Below are 17,096 nucleotides of genomic sequence, written 5' to 3'. Positions count from 1 at the left end.
CGGGGCCACTTGGGAGGGAGTCCTTTGGATCAGGCGACGACTGAGAGCTTCGCCTGATCGCCCTGCAGGCGATTGACCATGAAGTGTGAATACCATTCGAGGAACTGCATGACGCCGCCCTCGTGCAGCATCGAATAAGGGCCAGGCTCGTAGGCCGGCGAATGGATGCCGAAAGCGTTCTCTTCGACGATACGGCGATCCTGATCGTTGGTTTCGGTCCAGACGTGGGTGAGCTCGGCCAGATCGTAGTCGACGCCCTCGACGGCATCCTTGTGCACAAGCCACTTGGTCGTAACCGCCGTTTCGTTAGCGCTGAGCGGCAGCACGCGGAAGGAGATCGCGTGGTCGCCGAGAATGTGGTTCCAGGTCGTCGGGTAGTGGAACAGCAGCATCGTACCGATGCGATCGATCGTCACGTCCTCCGAAAGAGGCCGCTTGACGGCGCGCTTGCCGGACATGGTGTAGCTCTCGGCATCCTCGATCAAAGGCATGCGGGCCGTGCGGAACTGGCCATCCGGAGAAATCTGGAACTTGCTGGGCAGTCCGGCCGCCTCGCAGCGCGACCAGTGACCGGCGATCTCGGGATCGTCGGCACCACCGTCCGTGCCCGTGACGCTCGGCGCTTCCGGGTAAGTACGGCAAAGCTCGGGATGATTGGCCGCACAGTGATAGCATTCGCGGTTGTTTTCCCAGACGAGCTTCCAGTTGCCCTTTTCGATGATCGTGCTCTGGAAGGCGACCTTTGCCTCGCTCAAATGATGTGGCAGCATGTAAGGAGCCACCATGTCGCGCACTGGCTGGAAATCCGGCGCGTTCTGGGCGAGACAGATGAAGATGTAGCCACCGAAGCTCTCGCAATGAACCGGCTTCAGGCCATAGCCGCTCTTGTCGAAATCATCGCCCATGTGGCGAGCGAAGGCGAGCTTGCCATCGAGATCGTAGGCCCACTGGTGATAGGGGCAGACGAGGCGAACCGAGGAACCGTGCTCCTTCGTGCAGACGCGCGAACCGCGATGGCGACAGCTGTTGTGGAAGGCGCGGATGACGTTGTCGCGGCCGCGAACGATGACAACAGGATAGTCGCCGATCTGAACGGTGAAATAGGCTCCTGGCTTCGGCAACTCGCAGTCATGGCCCATGAACAGCCAATCGCGATAGTAGATCATTTCCATATCGAGCTTGAAGTAATCCTCGTCGATATAGAAGGGCTGCTCGAGACTGAAGCCTTCCCGCCGGGTCTTGAGTTGCCGCAATACGTTGCTGCGAATATCCATCTGCATATCCTCGTATGGTGGGGCCGCCGCTTGATCGAAGGCGAAAGCCGCCGGAAGCTTCGCTCCCTCTCCGTCAGGAGACTTTCTTGAAAGACATTTAAACACCGCAGGCGCGCGGCGTTTGGTTGTAAAGCGACATTGGCTTCGAAAATGACGACAGGCGACAAAGGACTGCGGAATCGAACACGGCGCCAACCTACAAATGCTTCGTTCTCCGCAAGTAAGGCCAATTACGACATCGACGCAACCCAATTCATGCTTGGGCTTTCGGCACGGCATCGCCACGGCTATCGTATTTGCGACATGATGGCCATTGAACTAGGTCCACCAACCTGCGGACGGAGGTCATGCTTAATCTACCGTTAAGCATGATTGCCTATCCTTGCCGCATCAGACATGCATGCGGATATCCACCATGGCGAAGCTTCGCTATTTCGACGCCAGCAACAGCAATGCACGTAACGCGGCACCGGTCGCCTCGCATTCCGAATTTCTGCGCACCGGAAAGATCACGCGCACCCGGGCGCACTGGCTCGCCGAGGAACGGCGCTACCTCACGCATGATGAAGTCGCGGAGAGGACAGGCCGCAAGCTGGAGACAGCCGGCGCCAGAACGCATCAACATATCAATGGCTTTCACCACTCGATCCAGTTTCCAAAGATGCTGTTTCATCGGACCCTGGAGGACAGCCCGCATCTCGGCTACTGCCATGTGACGGCGGCGCGGACGAAATTCGCCCGCTACGAGGAAGTCAGCTGGGCGTTCTACATCGCGAATTTCTACGCTGACATCGGCGACAACGACAATTTCTTCCAGAAGATCGATGTGAAGTATTCGCGCATGTACTTCGCCGTCGCCATCAAGCCGGGCGAACATACGCCCGAAAGGATGACGATCGACCGCTCGGTGCGGGGCAACGGCCTGCTCTTCCGGACCGACGATCCGCAAATCGCCATCAAGAATGTGCTGCTGCTTGGCGCACGCAACGAGCAGCTGCGCGAGATCATTCGCCAGCTCTGATCGGCATCATCGGCCCGCTCTGATATTGATCCAATCGCCGGGAAGGCATAAGGACTGCCGGACAGCAATCCGGACAGCGCATGGCACGATCGATCGACATCACGAAGGACAGGCAGCGGGCTATCGAAGTCGGTTGCGCGGTACTTGGCGAAGGATTCCCGATCGCAATCCCGACGGAGACCGTCTACGGGCTCGCCGCCGATGCCACCAATCCGGTTGCGATCGCCCATATTTACGAGACCAAGGGCCGCCCGCGTTTCAACCCGCTCATCTGCCACATGGCCGATCTTGCCATGGCCGAAAGACACGCGGAGTTTGACCCCGTTTCGCGCACGCTGGCCGAAGCCTTCTGGCCCGGCCCGCTCACGCTCGTGCTGCCGCTAAAACCCGAGAGCGCCATTCATTCGCTGGCAACTGCGGGTCTCGATACCGTCGGCATCCGCGTGCCGAAGGGGTTTGCAGGCGAATTGATCCGCGCCTTCGGGCGGCCGCTCGCCGCGCCCAGCGCCAATACGTCGGGCAAGATCAGTGCAACGAGCGCTGCCCATGTCGACGCCGATCTCGGCGAGCGCATCAAGCTGATCCTCGATGCCGGCGCCAGCACCGTCGGTGTCGAGTCCACGATCGTCAAGGTCGAGGACGGCAAAGTCCGGCTCCTTAGACCAGGCGGATTGCCGGCCTCCGAGATCGAACGCGTGGCCGGTCAGAAGCTTCTGAGATCCCGGAAGGCGTCTGCGGCCATAGAGGCGCCTGGGATGTTGGCGTCCCACTATGCGCCTGGCGCAAGCGTCCGCTTGGACGCGACGCATGTCGATTCCAGCGAGGCATTAATTGCCTTCGGCAAGACCTCCGTTGCCGGCGCCGATGACGCAAGGATCGTCCTCAATCTCAGCCGCGACGGGGATCTTGCCGAGGCAGCGGCCAATCTGTTCGACTATATGAAGAAGGCCGATGCCAGCGGCGCCTCGACGATCGCCTTTTCAACCATCCCCGACGAAGGACTTGGCGAGGCAATTAACGACCGGCTGCGCCGCGCTGCCGCGCCACGCGAATAGCGAAAAGGACCACGTTTCGATGAGCAGCGTTTCCCCCGAACTTCTCGACCGCTTAGCCGCCATCGTCGGCGAGAAACACGCGCTTCGCAGCGAGGCGGATCTCGCGCCGCATCTCATCGAAAACCGCGGCCTTTACCATGGCTCCTCGCCTCTCCTTCTGAAGCCCGGCTCCGTCGAAGAAGTGTCGGCGATCCTGAAGCTCGCAACCGAGACCGGAACTGCCGTCGTGCCGCAAACGGGCAACACGGGTCTCGTCGGCGGCCAGACGCCGCGCGAGAGCAAGTCCGACATCATCATTTCGCTCGAACGCATGAACAAGGTTCGGGATGTCGATCCGGTAGCCAACATTCTGGTCGCCGATGGCGGCGCGATCCTCGCAGACGTGCAGAACGCCGCAGAGGCGCACGGCAGGCTGTTTCCGTTGTCCCTTGGCTCCGAGGGCTCGTGCCGGATCGGCGGCAATCTCTCGACGAATGCCGGCGGTACCGCCGTGCTTGCCTATGGCAACATGCGCCAGCTCTGCCTCGGCCTCGAGGTCGTGCTGCCCACCGGCGAAATCTGGAACGGACTGCGTCGCCTCAAGAAGGACAACACCGGCTACGATCTGCGCGACCTCTTCATCGGCGCTGAAGGCACGCTCGGCATCATTACCGGCGCGGTGCTGAAGCTCTTTCCGCAACCGCTTGGCAAGCAGGTCGCGTTCGCCGGGCTCAATTCGCTCGAGGATGCCCTTGCGTTCTTCAACCTGGCATCCAGCCTTTGCGGCACCTCGCTGACGGGCTTTGAGCTGATGCCACGCTTCGGCGTCGAGATTACCGCCCGCAACATCGAGGGAGTGCGCGATCCGCTGGAATCGGCGCATCCTTGGTATGTCCTAGTCGATATTTCCACGTCCGATTCGGCCGAGACCGCCGAGCGGATGATGACGGCGCTGCTTGAGCAGGGCTTCGAAGCCGGGTTGGTTCAGGACGCCGCGGTCGCCTCTTCGGTCGCGCAACAGAAGGCGCTCTGGCATATGCGCGAAAGCATGTCGGATGCACAAAAGCCGGAAGGCGGATCGATCAAGCATGACGTTTCCGTGCCGGTTTCGGCAATCCCCGCCTTCATGCGCGAGGCCGGCGAAGCGGTGATGGCCGCGATGCCCGGCGCCCGCATCTGCGCCTTCGGCCATATGGGCGATGGCAACATTCACTACAACATTTCCCAGCCGATCGGTGCAGACAAGCACGCCTTTCTGGCGCGCTGGCGCGAGATGAACCATGTCGTCCATGGCTTCGTGCTGGCGCATGGCGGATCGATTTCGGCCGAGCATGGGATCGGTCAGCTGAAGCGCGATGAACTGGCTTCGATCCGCCCGGCGATCGAAATGGACCTCATGCGCAGGATCAAGCGCGCCTTCGACCCGGCCGGCATCATGAACCCTGGCAAGGTCATCAGCGTCGATTAGAGATATTCGAGATCGTCAGCTCGACGTGCCGCCGGTCAAAATCGTCAGTGCGGGCGAATTGCTGGAACTGTTTTGCAGATCGTACATAGCGGTGAAGCGCTTCATCAGCTTGTCGACTTTCTTCGAATCCTGAAGATCGTCGAGATTCACGAACTTCTTCAGAAGATCGACCTGCTTTTCGACATCCATGCTCGAAATGCCGCTCGGCAGGCTATAGGTGGTCGTGATGACCTGGAACAGCGCCTTGTCCCCGAGGATGGTGTAGAGCGAGGTTATGTCGGGCGCCTTGCGGGCAAAATAGAGAGCAAGGCGAACGCCGTCATTGCTTTCACCCTGCTGCGTTTCGAGGGTCTGTTGGAGATAGCTCTGCTGTGTGCGATCCTCGGCGCCGACGTTCTGGACCGCGCCGATCTTGGCGCGGGTCAGGTCGCCATGGGTATCGAAATTGAAGTCGGCGACGATTTCCTTGAACTTCGAATCTGCCTTTGTGTTCAGATAGCTCTTCGGATCGGACGGGTCGGACGTGAAGATCTTCCGCAAGGTCTCCTCGTCGTATTTCGTGGGGTCGAGACCGTTCGCCTTCAGCACGAAGCTTGTCAGCTTGTCGTTCGTCAGGAAATCGTCGAGCGACTTCACCTCTGCCATGCCCTTGGCGAAATTGTCGACGGCCGTCGTCGCATCCTTCGAGGCCTTGTCCTTGATCGAGCCGTCGCTCATTCCCATGGTGGCACGCGACTTGTAGTTTGTCGCATACTTGGCCATGACGGCAGGAGAGAGAGCCTGCACTTCCGACGTGATCTTGCCGTCGCTGCCGAAATTGAAGGCGCGGACGAGATTAGTAATGCGCTCGTCCTTGAACGAGGCGACATAACCGTTCGGATCATAGGGGTCGCTCTTCAAAAGCTTGCGCAATGTCGAACGCGGCACGTCCTGCTCCGTCAGCCCATAGGCGCGCAGCGCCATCTGATAGGGGTCAGGCAGGTCATCGTTCTTCTTATTCAGATCCGCCGTCGCATTGGAGCGGAGGAAATCATCCACCTTCTTGATGTTGTCGTCGCTCATCCGCTCTTTGTAGTTGGCGACAGCAGCGTCGATGGCCTCTTGCTGTGCATCATCATAACGGACCGCATAGCTGTCGGTCGTGTTCATCAGCTGTTCGGCGCCCTGCGGACCGGAGGCCGCCGCGGCTGATCCGTCCGACGCGAAGCTGAATGCCTGGTTGACGCTGGTAAAGCCCCGAGCGGAGGCAAAGCTTGGATCGGTCAGAATGCTTTTCAGGTCCGCGTCGCTGGTATCGGCAGGCATCCGGTAGACCGACTTGATGAGGCTTGTAAGCTTCTGATCCGCGATCAGCTGGTCCACGTTGGAGATGGCGCCTATCTTGCTTTGGAAATAGTCAAGGTTGGCATTGGCGCCGGAATTTGTGGAACGCGCCTGCGCAGTGGTCTGCGCAACGCCTTTGTCCGACACCGTGCCATCGGCGAGAAAGTTAAAGGCCGCGTGGACGTTGTCGTAGCCGAGCGTCGAGGCATAGGTCGAATCCGTGAGCACGCGCTTCAGATCGGCATCGCTCAGCGTCTGCGGCATGCCGTAGGCATCCTTGATGAAGCGCGTCAACCTTGGATCGGCTATCAGATCGTCGACATTCGTAATTGTGACAATCTTGGACTGATAGTAGCTCGACGCTGCGGACGCCATATCAGCCATGGCATCGATCTGATCGGAGGTTTGCGCGGTATAGGAGGCTGCGGTAGAATCGATCGTGCCGTCCGCGTTAAAGTTGAACGCGCTGTGGGCTTCACCATATCCCAACGTATTCGCATAGTTGGCATCGGTCAGCACCAGCTTCAGGGCAGCATTGCTGAGGTCCCCCATGCTGAACGCTGTCTTGATATAGGACGCCAGCCGGCTATCAGCTACTAGGTCGGAGACATTGGTGATCGTTCCGATCTTGGACAGGTAGTAGGCCTTGTTATAGTCGGCGGCCGCCGGCGTCGCGATTGACGGAACAGTCAGATTGTACTGCTCCATTACAGCATTCTTCTGCGCAGTCGTCTGAGCGGCACCACTGACGGTGCCATCGGCGTTGAAATTGAATTGCGCAGCAAGCGCCTTGTATTTGTCGTTGCCGTTGACGTTCACGAAGCTGTTTGGATCGTTGACGTCGCTTGTCAGAACCTGCGTCAGGAAGTCCTTCGAGACGTAGGTCGGGTCAATGCCGTAGGCTTTCAGGACATAGGTGCGGACACGACTGTTGCTGACAATGTCGGAAACATCCTGCACCGCGTCGATTGCGTTGCTGTAATAGTCGGTCTCGGTCGTGGCATTCTTGCTCTCGTCCGCAAAGGACTGTGTGTAGAGACCAATCAGATCGTCTTCCTGGGCGTCGCTCTGCGCATCCGCTGCCGGCGAATTGAAATTGAACGCGGCAGCGAACTCCTTGTATCGCGTATCTGTCAGCTTGTTGGCGAAGCTATCGGCGTTGGTGAGATCGCTTTCCAGCACTTTCTTCATAAAGGCCTTGGCGTAAGTCATGTCATCTAGGCCATAGGCCTTCATCGCGTAGCTGTAGAGGCGGTAGTTGCCGAGGAAATCGTCGACGTCTTTGACCTTGTTGATGTTTTCCTTGTAATACTCAGCGTCGCGCTTGACCGTTGCCTGGGCGGCAACGCGATCCAGGCTCTGCTTCATGTTCCCCGACAATATGTTGTAGGCCATCGAAGCAGAGATCATAACGCGCCCTTTTCGGCAAAGTCTTCAAAGTATGACAGATTGGTTCTGCGCTATTTTGCGATAAAAAGCTTACCCGAGACTTACCCATCCTGCGTTGCAATATGGCACAGCCGGCGTTCATCCTCCGGAAACCTTGCCGGCTTCGGTTTTGATAACCATCCAGGGAGGCAAAGTTTTCTTAACCGCAATTTTTAAGCTGTCCGGAACAGGCGCCGCCTATTGTCGAGCCATAGAGGGCGAAAAGCCCCGAGGAGAAGACCGGAAACCGGCTCTCAGGTAAGACAAGGGTAGAATGAACATGAACAACACCGTTATGAAGCCCGTATGGGCTGGAACGACACTGCGTCTCGATCCGTCTCGCTTTCCCCAGCAGGTCAGCTACGCCATCCACGACTCCTCAAGTGACGTCAGCATAACGATCGACGAACGTGGCGCTATCCTGCGCAAGGTTCTTCCCTCAAGCGGCCTGCCGCTTTCGATCGCACTTCCCAAGCGCGCCTTCAAGGGCGTTGCCGCCCGCGCCATTGACCACGGCAACGGCGAAGTGACCGTAACACTGGAGCTTCACCACGAAGATCCGGAGCTCTGCGTACCGCTGCTGGTCGCTCACGACCTCGCGGATATCGCCGCCGATTGGCGCAGCTGGTCGGAAGCCTTCCGCATTCCGATGCTGATGGTCGAGGCCGACGGCGTCGCACGTCCGCTCGAAGAACATCTAGGCGACCTACGCACCAGCGCCTTGAAGCCGCGGCGCCGCCACTCCTACTTCGCCAATCGCCGCCCGCGCTTCCTCGTGCGCCGCACAACCGGAAAGCTCGGCGTCGCCATGAAGATCGAAGGCAAGGAAATTATCGCCCGCAGCTAAGGGGGCGCCCCGTTTCAGATTATCAATGCCCGGCCGCTGTGCCGGGTATTGTCGTTTCCGCCTCAGGGCAGGACGAAAAGAAGAGAAAGAAAGAGGCCGAGAAAAATGATCAGGCCAACGCGATTGTTGGACTTGAACAATGCCAGGCACTGATCGCCGTCGCTGATATCCAGCGTTACGATTTGCCAGGCAAACATGCCGGCAGCAATGAGCAGGCCGAGATAGGCAAACAGGCCGACGCCCGCAACGAGGAAGGCGCAGAAGGCGAGCACGAGCGTCAGACCATAGAGGCCAACGAGCCACTGTTTCGTCTTGTCGCCGAACAGCCGCGCGGTGGAACGAACGCCGATCAGCTCATCGTCTTCCTTGTCCTGATGGGCATAAATCGTGTCGTAACCGATCGTCCAGACGACCGAGGCGATGTAGAGGACAATCGGCGCCAGCGAAAGGCTGCCAAAAATCGCCGCCCAACCCATCAAGGCGCCCCAGGAAAAAGCAAGGCCGAGGAAGAATTGCGGCCAGTCCGTGAAGCGCTTGGCAAAGGGATAAAGCGCTACGATGGCGAGTGAGACGACGCCGAGGATGACCGAGAACCAGTTAAGCTGCAGAACGACGAGCAGCCCAACCAGCGCCTGCAGGACGATGAACATCTTGGCCTGCGTGCGCGTCACGCGGCCGGATGGCAGCGGCCGCGAGCGGGTGCGGGCCACTTCCATATCGATCTGGTGATCGACGAGATCGTTATAGGTGCACCCTGCCCCCCGCATCGCGACCGCGCCGATGAAATAAAGTACAAGATGGAAAATCAGCTGGCCGCCGGAAAACTGCCCAAGATGGGCAGTCGCATTTGCGGCCATCGCCGCCGACCAGAAACAGGGCCACATCAGGAGCTGCCAGCCAATCGGCCGATCCCACCGCGCAAGCTGCGCATAGGGCCAGAGCCATGGAGGCAGGACCCGATAAACCCAATTGTTCGAAGGCGCATCCGCAACGCGCCCGTTTATTCCGCCGATCTGTTGCATGAAGCCATCTAGCGATCGGTCAAGGTGCGGGTCAAGCCATCATGCGGCCGCAGTGCCAAACTCCGCAAAACGTTGCTCCCCTGAAAGATAAACGCGGGCAACGACAACTGCGGCATAGCTCACACCGAGCGCCTGAAGAAATGCCGCGGCAGCCGAGATCGCGAGCATGACGACATTCGGTTTCCCATCGACCAACGGCAACGGCGAGGTCCCAAACTGAGACGTAACCACGACAAGCAGCATCGACAGAACCGCCGGCAAAATCATCCCGGCAACGAGCCGACCGGACGTTGGGAAAAATCGTGCTGTGCCGCGCCGGAGAGCATCCACAAGCGTTGTCCCGCGACCGGTGATGCTCGAAGTTGGCCAGGTTCCCAAAAGCGACAATACCAGTGCATAGGCGACCAACAGAGCGAAAGCGAACAGCAGCACGCTTACAGATACGCCTAACTCCGAGGGCAAAAACATGAATATCGGCAGCGAGATGACGAGCGCTCCGATGAGAAGCGCTACGGTCTTGAGAAAGTAAGGAAACGTTCGTCCGAAGCCCGCGCGCTTTCCGACCTCAGCAAACGGCGCGGAGTAAATGACCGCCCCCTGAACACACATCGCGACATAACTCCAAATGAAGCTCGTCGCTCCACCGGACGTCGTTTTGCCCGAGAGTTCATCGAATATCGAAAGGGCCATGGTACCGATGACGACAACCACGTACATGGACCAGTTTCTGCCGATAATGCTGAATGTCTCGCGTAGCATCCCGCCCTCCCTCGCGCGTCTATACACGCACTCAATCTGAGTCGAGACTGCTCGTCAAAGTCGTATTTCTATACGCTATTCCATCGTCGGATTACCGGCTCCGTCACATCGTGCTCGTAGCCGAGAACGCTGATGCTTGCCGTGTCCAGGATGAGGCAGGCGCCATTGGCCGGCGGTAGTCCGAGCCAGCGGGCGCCGAGCACGCGCAGGAAATGCGAGCTCGAGAAGATCAGGATGGGGGCATTGGCCTGCCGCAGTTCCGAGATGATCCGATCTGCCCGTGCACCGACATCGCCTGCCGCCTCGCCGCTCGGACACCCATCGCGAAACAGCTGCCAGCCGGGTCGGCTTGCATGGATTTCCTTGGTGGTGATGCCCTCGTAGGCGCCGTAGTCCCACTCGGCCAGATCGTCCTTGACGATCGCGCCGGCGCCAAAGCCGGAGAGTTCGCAGGTGTTGCGGGCACGCTGCGACGGGCTGGACCACACGGCGGCGAGGCTCTTGCCCGCAAGGCGCGGACCGAGCTGGCGCGCCGCTTCCTCGCCGTTTGCCGTCAGAGGAATATCGCTGCGGCCGGTGTGTCTTCCGGAAAGGCTCCATTCCGTTTCGCCGTGCCGGACGAGATAGATCTCGGGAAACGCACTGCTCATGTGCCGGTCTCTTTCCAAAAAAGAAAAGGCGCGGTTGGTGCCGCGCCTTCCCGGTTGATCAGAGTATAACCTTTTCGAGCGGCGGACGCGTCGCCTCGAATTCCTTCAGCTTCGCCTCGTTCTCCGCAATGTAGTTGCGGTTATCAGGCGTGGAAAACTGGTTCTTGGAAATCTGGATCTGCATGACGAAGAGTTCGTCCCAGCGGAAGCCGATTTCCGAACCGGCCAGATAGAACTCCCACATGCGGAAGAAGCGCTCATCGTACAGGGCGACGGCTTCCGCCTTGTGGGCAACGAAACGCTCGCGCCAATGGCGGAGCGTTTGGGCGTAGTGAAGCGGCAGCACTTCAACATCGCGCACCAGAAGACCGGCCTTCTCGATCACGGGGATCGTCTCTCCGATCGAGGGAATGTAGCCTTGCGGAAAGATATACTTCTCGATGAAGGCGTTGGTCGCGAAGCTTGGCTTCGGTCGGGCAATGGAATGCAGCAGCATGACGCCGTCATCGGCCAGCAACTCGTGCACTTTCTTGAAGTACTTGTCGAAGTTGCCGATGCCGACATGCTCAAACATGCCGACCGAGACGATGCGATCGAACTTCTGACCGGTCATCGTCCGGTAGTCCTGCAGATCGAAGCGGACGCGGTCGGCCAGACCGCGCTGTTTCGAACGCTCGCGCGAGATCTTCAATTGTTCTTCACTGAGCGTGATGCCGGTGACATCAAGGCCGGGCGCGGCTTCCGCCAGATACATGCCCATGCCGCCCCAGCCGGAGCCAATCTCAAGCACGCGCTGGTTCGGTTCTAGCAGGAGCTTGGCGGCGATGTGGCGCTTCTTGGCAACCTGGGCCTCCTCCAAGCTGATGCCCGGTGGGTCGTAGTAGGCGCAGGAATACTGCCAATCCTCGTCGAGGAAGAGTTCGAACAGCCTTTCGGACAGATCGTAGTGGTGCGCGACGTTGCGCTTGTTGCGATTGACCGGCAGACGGCTTTTCAACTGTTGAAGAGCGATGCGGCTGATCAGGAGGGCCGCCATCGGGATATCGAAGATTTCGTTGGTGGTGTTCTGTTTCACCATCTCCAGGAAATCGTAGATGCTGCCGCGTTCAAGAATGAACCGGCCCTCCATGTACATTTCGCCGAGCTTGAGGGTGGGGTCGCGGCGGATCAGCTTCTCCGCCTCCTCGTCGGCAACGCGAACGACAACCAGATCACCAGTGCCGTCGCCCACCATATGCGTCTCGCCATTGGCGAGAGTGAGCTTCAGATTACCCTTGCGGATGAGTTTTTTGACGATCGATAAGAAAGCCGACGCCATGAACAAGGCCTCGCAATGTGACAGGATAGTCCAATCAACTTAGTACCTCTCGCCCGCCTTACAAGCGCCATAATTCGCACCCCGGCGACATGGCCTCCGAAGTGTGACATTTTTGCAAATGCGACTGCTAAGCGCTTATTTTCGCTTCATCGCTTCGGCCAGCGCAGCGCCAAAGGCTCCCTGACTCTCCGGTTTTGAAGGGGCAGAACGTCGGTCGTTCTGACCGCGAACCGGCTGATTTCCACGCGACTCGCCACGCGGCGCCGAAGGCTGCGAACCGTCGTCCTTTCTCATCGACAGACTGATGCGCTTGCGCTTCGCATCGACCTCCACGACGCGAACCTTCACGACATCGCCAGCTTTCACAACTTCGTGAGGGTCTTTGACGAAGCGATCGGCGAGCTGGGAAACGTGAACCAATCCGTCCTGATGGACGCCTATGTCGACAAAAGCGCCAAAGGCCGCGACGTTGGTGACCGTGCCTTCCAGTATCATGCCGGGTTTGAGATCCGAGATCTCGTGGACGCCTTCGGCAAAGGTCGCGGTCTTGAAGCTCGGGCGCGGGTCGCGGCCGGGTTTTTCCAACTCGGCCAGAATGTCCTTCACTGTCGGCAGGCCAAATTTCTCGTCGATGAACTGACGCGGATCGACCGCCTTCAGCGCCGCGCTATCGCCCATCAGCGCACGCAGGTCGCGACCGCAGGCAGCAACGATCTTCTTGGCGACGCCATAGGCTTCCGGGTGGACCGAGGAGGCGTCGAGCGGCTCCTTGCCATCACGAATGCGCAGAAAGCCGGCGCATTGCTCGAAGGTGCGCTGGCCGAGGCGCGCGACTTTCAGGAGATCGCGGCGCGTCTCGAAGCGGCCTTCGCTGTCGCGGTGCTTGACGATCGCGTCGGCAATCGAGGCACCCAGACCGGAGACGCGCGACAGCAGCGGCGCGGAGGCAGTGTTGAGATCGACGCCGACGGCATTCACCGCATCTTCGACAACGGCGTCGAGCGAGCGCGAGAGCTTCTGCTGGTCGACGTCGTGCTGATACTGGCCGACGCCGATCGACTTCGGCTCGATCTTGACGAGCTCGGCCAGCGGATCCTGCAGGCGGCGGGCGATGGAGACGGCGCCGCGCAGCGATACATCGAGGTTGGGGAATTCCAACGCTGCCGTTTCCGAGGCTGAATAGACGGAGGCGCCTGCTTCCGAGACGATCACCTTGGTCGGTTTGGCGCCCGGCAGCTCGGCGAGCATGTCGGCCACCAGCTTCTCGGTCTCACGGCTGCCGGTGCCGTTACCAATCGAGATCAGCTCGACATTGTGCTTGCGGATCAGTGAAGCAAGCTCCAGCTGCGCGCCGCGCACGTCGTTTCTCGGCTGGAAAGGATAGACGGTGGACGTCGCGACGACCTTGCCGGTCGCATCGGTGACGGCGACCTTGACGCCGGTACGGATGCCCGGATCGAGGCCCATCGTGGGGCGCGAACCGGCGGGTGCTGCGAGCAACAGGTCCTTGAGATTGCGGGCGAAGACGTGAATCGCCTCTTCCTCGGCGCGCTCGCGAAGCTCGCGCATCAAGTCGAGCGACAGCGACATGGAGAGCTTGACGCGCCAGGTCCAGCTCGCCACCTCCATCAGCCAGCGGTCGCCGGGGCGGCTCGCGCCGATCTCATAGGTGGCCGCGATCATCCGCTCTACCGGCTTGTTGGGAGAGGCAACCTCGGCGTCGGCCTCGATCGTCAGTGTCAGCACTTCCTCGTTCCAACCGCGCAGCATTGCGAGCGCGCGATGGCCCGGTGCGGTCGCCCAGCGCTCGGAATGGTCGAAATAGTCCGAGAACTTCTCGCCCGGCGTCTGCTTGCCGTCGACCACCTTCGCCTTCAACAAGGCCGCACCGCGCATATGGGCACGCAGCTTGCCGAGGAGGTCCGCATTTTCGGCGATGCCTTCAGCGACGATATCACGCGCGCCTTCGAGTGCCGTCTTCACATCGGGCACATCGGCTGTGATGTAGCCTTCCGCCAGCGTGGCAGGCTCCTTTGAGCGGTCTGCAAGGATTGCTTCCGCCAGCGGCCCGAGGCCACGCTCGCGGGCGATCTCTGCACGGGTGCGGCGCTTTGGCTTATAAGGGAGATAGAGATCTTCCAGCTCGGCCTTGCTGGCGGCACCGGTGATCTTGCGGAGCAGTTCCTCGGTCATCTTGCCCTGGCCGGTGATGGATTCGACGATGGTGTCGCGGCGCGCTTCCAGTTCGCGCAGATAGACCAGCCGCTCCGCCAGATTGCGCAGCTGCGTATCGTCCAACCCGCCCGTCACTTCCTTGCGGTAGCGCGCAATGAAGGGCACGGTCGCACCCTCGTCGAGCAGCTCGATCGCTGCCTTGGCCTGGTCCGGCCGGGCATTGATTTCGGAGGAGATGACAGCGGCGAGCGAGCGGAGGTCAGCGGCCATGAGAATTCCTGCGTTTTACAAAAGTTGCGGGACCATAGCGGCGAAAAACGACAAGGCAATGCCCGACGTCCCTATCCACAGCAACATAGCACGGCTGGCAGCCGTTTTTGCGGTTGTGCAGATGCGGCATTCTTTGCTAGCAGAGGCGACCGTTTTTAGCCCCGCCTTTGTGGCGCCTTCCCCAGAGAAGGCAAGGAAAGTGACATGCCAGATCTGCTCCTAGAACTCCGCTCCGAAGAGATCCCGGCCCGCCTGCAGCGCAAGGCTGCCGGCGACCTGAAGAAGCTCGTGACCGATGCGCTTGTCGAGGCAGGACTTTCCTACGAGGGTGCGCGCGAATACTGGACGCCGCGCCGGCTGACGCTCGACATTCGCGGCCTGTCGGCGCGTTCCGCCGATGTGCGCGAAGAGAAGAAGGGGCCCCGCACAGACGCCAACGAGAAGGCGATCGAAGGCTTCCTACGCGGCGCCGGCCTTTCCTCCGTTTCCGAGGCGCAGGTTCAGAGCGATCCGAAGAAGGGCGACTTCTACATCGCCGTGATCTCCAAGCCGGGCCGCGCCGCCGAAAAGATCATCAGCGATATCATGCCCGGCATCATCCGCGATTTCCCCTGGCCGAAGCCGATGCGCTGGGGCGCGGCCTCTGCTCAGCCCGGCTCGCTGCGCTGGGTACGTCCGCTGCAGTCGATCGTCTGCACCTTCGGCACGGAGCATGAGGAAACGGCCGTCATCCCGTTTACGATCGACGGCATCGTTGCCTCCAACGTGACCTATGGTCATCGCTTCCATGCGCCTGATGCCATCACCGTGAAGCGCTTCGACGATTATGTCGCCAATCTTGAAAAGGCGAAGGTCATTCTCGACGCCGATCGCCGCAAGGACATCATCCTGCACGACGCCCGCGATGTCGCCTTTGCGAACGGGCTGGAGTTGGTCGAGGACGAAGGCCTGCTGGAAGAGGTCTCCGGGCTCGTCGAGTGGCCGCAGGTGCTGATGGGAAGCTTCGAGGAAGATTACCTCTCGATCCCGGCCGATATCATCCGGCTGACCATCAAGACGAACCAGAAGTGCTTCGTGACGCGCCCAGTCGGCGGCGACACGCTTTCAAGCAAGTTCATCCTCGTTTCGAACATCCAGGCGAGCGACGGCGGCAAGGAGATCATCCGCGGCAACGGCAAGGTCGTACGCGCTCGCCTTTCCGACGCGCTGCACTTCTGGAAGCGCGACCAGGGCAATCTGCCGGATCTGGAAACGCTGGAGGCTTCGGCCGCAAAATTCAACCTCGACCTTTCCAAGCCGCTCGACCAGCGCATGGCCAAGCTCGATGCGCTCAACGTGACGTTCCATGCCAAGCTTGGAACGCAGGGCGCGCGCGTGGAGCGCATTCGCGCACTGGCGGCCAAGCTCGTGATGCAGATCGGCGCCGACTACAAGCTGGTCGACCGGGCAGCAGTGCTTGCCAAGGCGGATCTTCGCACTGAGGCGGTTGGCGAGTTTCCGGAACTGCAGGGCCTGATGGGCCGCCGCTATGCGGCGCTCCAGGGCGAGGATGCATCGGTCGCAGCAGCGATTGAGGACCACTGGAAGCCGATGGGTCCGACCGACCGCGTTCCGCAGGACAAGGTTGCGATCACTGTTGCGCTCGCCGACAAGCTCGACACGCTGACCGGCTTCTGGGCCATCGACGAGAAGCCGACGGGCTCGAAGGATCCGTTCGCGCTTCGTCGCGCAGCGCTCGGCGTTATCCGCATCCTACTCGAGCGCAAGGTCCGCATTCCGCTGCTAACGCCGATTGCGTCGCATATCGCGCGGATTGATAGCGATCTGGGCGTGACGAAAGCTGTAAGCTCGGCGCTCCAAGACGGGGACGACCTTGTCTCACTTGGTGCTGCTGAAAGCGAATCGTCACGCGAACTCGACCTCCTCTCCTTCTTCCATGACCGCCTGAAGGTCTACCTTCGCGATCAGGGCGCGCGCTATGACCTCATCGATGCCGTGGTTACGCCCGAGGCCGACGATCTCTTGATGATCGCCCGCCGCGTTGAGGCGCTGACCGCCTTCATCACGTCGGAAGACGGCAAAAACCTTCTGGTCGGCACCAAGCGCGCCACGCAGATTCTGGCCGCCGAGGAGAAGAAGGGCACGGTGATCGCCGACGGCGTTTCGGAAAACCTGTTCCGGCTCGCCGCTGAGAAGGAGCTCTTCGCCGCGATCAACAAGGCCTCGGCCGAGGCTTCGGCAGCCGTGGACAAGGAAGACTTCCGCTCGGCCATGGAAGCGCTCTCCAGGCTGCGCGCGCCGGTCGACCGCTTCTTCGACGACGTGCTTGTTAACGACGAGGACGCCGCCATTCGCGCCAACCGACTGGCGCTCCTGCGCCTGATCCGCGAGGCAACCGGCACGGTCGCCGACTTCTCGAAGATCTCGGGGTAAGGCGCCCGCGCGTCAGATTTGACATGCGGATGGCACCTTAAGATCCGGCGTCATTTGCAGAATTTCCTCCTTGT

General features: G+C 60.2%; 12 protein-coding genes. 5 read left to right on the top strand and 7 right to left on the bottom strand.

Translation table 11 applies throughout. The annotated features are described in order from the left end of the window. Nucleotides 1–29 precede the first annotated feature (29 nt). Nucleotides 30–1,274 carry an aromatic ring-hydroxylating oxygenase subunit alpha gene (locus K9B32_RS04575; protein ID WP_007793249.1) on the bottom strand — a complete coding sequence of 415 codons (1,245 nt, stop codon included), beginning with the start codon at nt 1,272–1,274 and terminating at the stop codon, nt 30–32. Nucleotides 1,275–1,689: 415 nt separating this feature from the next. Between K9B32_RS04575 and K9B32_RS04570 the strand changes: the two genes are divergently transcribed. From K9B32_RS04570 to K9B32_RS04560, 3 genes are all read left to right on the top strand, one after another. Then, complete coding sequence (locus tag K9B32_RS04570; protein ID WP_007793251.1) at nt 1,690–2,295, top strand: DUF6656 family protein; 606 nt, start codon at nt 1,690–1,692, stop codon at nt 2,293–2,295. 80 nt (nt 2,296–2,375) lie between these two features. After that, nucleotides 2,376–3,350, top strand: a complete 975-nt coding sequence (locus tag K9B32_RS04565) for an L-threonylcarbamoyladenylate synthase (protein WP_224560744.1) — start codon at nt 2,376–2,378, stop codon at nt 3,348–3,350. A 19-nt stretch (nt 3,351–3,369) separates the two neighbouring features. Then, nucleotides 3,370–4,797: an FAD-binding oxidoreductase gene (locus K9B32_RS04560; RefSeq protein WP_224560743.1), complete on the top strand. Its 1,428-nt coding sequence runs from the start codon at nt 3,370–3,372 to the stop codon at nt 4,795–4,797. A 15-nt stretch (nt 4,798–4,812) separates the two neighbouring features. Here the strand turns inward: K9B32_RS04560 and K9B32_RS04555 are convergent, their stop codons facing one another. Beyond that, complete coding sequence (locus K9B32_RS04555) at nt 4,813–7,530, bottom strand: DUF1217 domain-containing protein (RefSeq protein ID WP_224560742.1); 2,718 nt, start codon at nt 7,528–7,530, stop codon at nt 4,813–4,815. A gap of 298 nt (nt 7,531–7,828) precedes the next feature. Between K9B32_RS04555 and K9B32_RS04550 the strand changes: the two genes are divergently transcribed. Then, complete coding sequence (locus K9B32_RS04550; RefSeq protein ID WP_037082805.1) at nt 7,829–8,395, top strand: DUF6101 family protein; 567 nt, start codon at nt 7,829–7,831, stop codon at nt 8,393–8,395. A 62-nt stretch (nt 8,396–8,457) separates the two neighbouring features. Here the strand turns inward: K9B32_RS04550 and ubiA are convergent, their stop codons facing one another. The 5 genes from ubiA to K9B32_RS04525 all read right to left on the bottom strand — a co-directional run bounded on the left by ubiA (nt 8,458) and on the right by K9B32_RS04525 (nt 14,589). Next, a complete protein-coding gene (gene ubiA / locus K9B32_RS04545) occupies nt 8,458–9,417 on the bottom strand; it encodes a 4-hydroxybenzoate octaprenyltransferase (protein ID WP_224560741.1) in 960 nt (319 codons plus the stop codon). 39 nt (nt 9,418–9,456) lie between these two features. Beyond that, nucleotides 9,457–10,176 carry a hypothetical protein gene (locus K9B32_RS04540; RefSeq protein ID WP_224560740.1) on the bottom strand — a complete coding sequence of 240 codons (720 nt, stop codon included), beginning with the start codon at nt 10,174–10,176 and terminating at the stop codon, nt 9,457–9,459. Between the two features lie 68 nt (nt 10,177–10,244). Next, complete coding sequence (locus tag K9B32_RS04535; protein WP_224560739.1) at nt 10,245–10,826, bottom strand: histidine phosphatase family protein; 582 nt, start codon at nt 10,824–10,826, stop codon at nt 10,245–10,247. Between the two features lie 58 nt (nt 10,827–10,884). After that, a complete protein-coding gene (locus K9B32_RS04530; RefSeq protein WP_224560738.1) occupies nt 10,885–12,144 on the bottom strand; it encodes an SAM-dependent methyltransferase in 1,260 nt (419 codons plus the stop codon). A 135-nt stretch (nt 12,145–12,279) separates the two neighbouring features. Next, complete coding sequence (locus K9B32_RS04525; RefSeq protein ID WP_224560737.1) at nt 12,280–14,589, bottom strand: Tex family protein; 2,310 nt, start codon at nt 14,587–14,589, stop codon at nt 12,280–12,282. A gap of 204 nt (nt 14,590–14,793) precedes the next feature. Here K9B32_RS04525 and glyS point away from each other — a divergent pair, with 204 nt between their 5' ends. Beyond that, entirely contained in the window at nt 14,794–17,022 is a 2,229-nt protein-coding gene (glyS, locus tag K9B32_RS04520; protein ID WP_224560736.1) for a glycine--tRNA ligase subunit beta, read from the top strand. Nucleotides 17,023–17,096: the final 74 nt, after the last annotated feature.

This window comes from Rhizobium sp. 3T7, assembly GCF_020166565.1.
In the GTDB taxonomy this organism is placed as follows: domain Bacteria; phylum Pseudomonadota; class Alphaproteobacteria; order Rhizobiales; family Rhizobiaceae; genus Rhizobium.
Note: the sequence above shows the minus strand (reverse complement) of the source record. Positions and strands in the feature narration are given on the sequence as shown.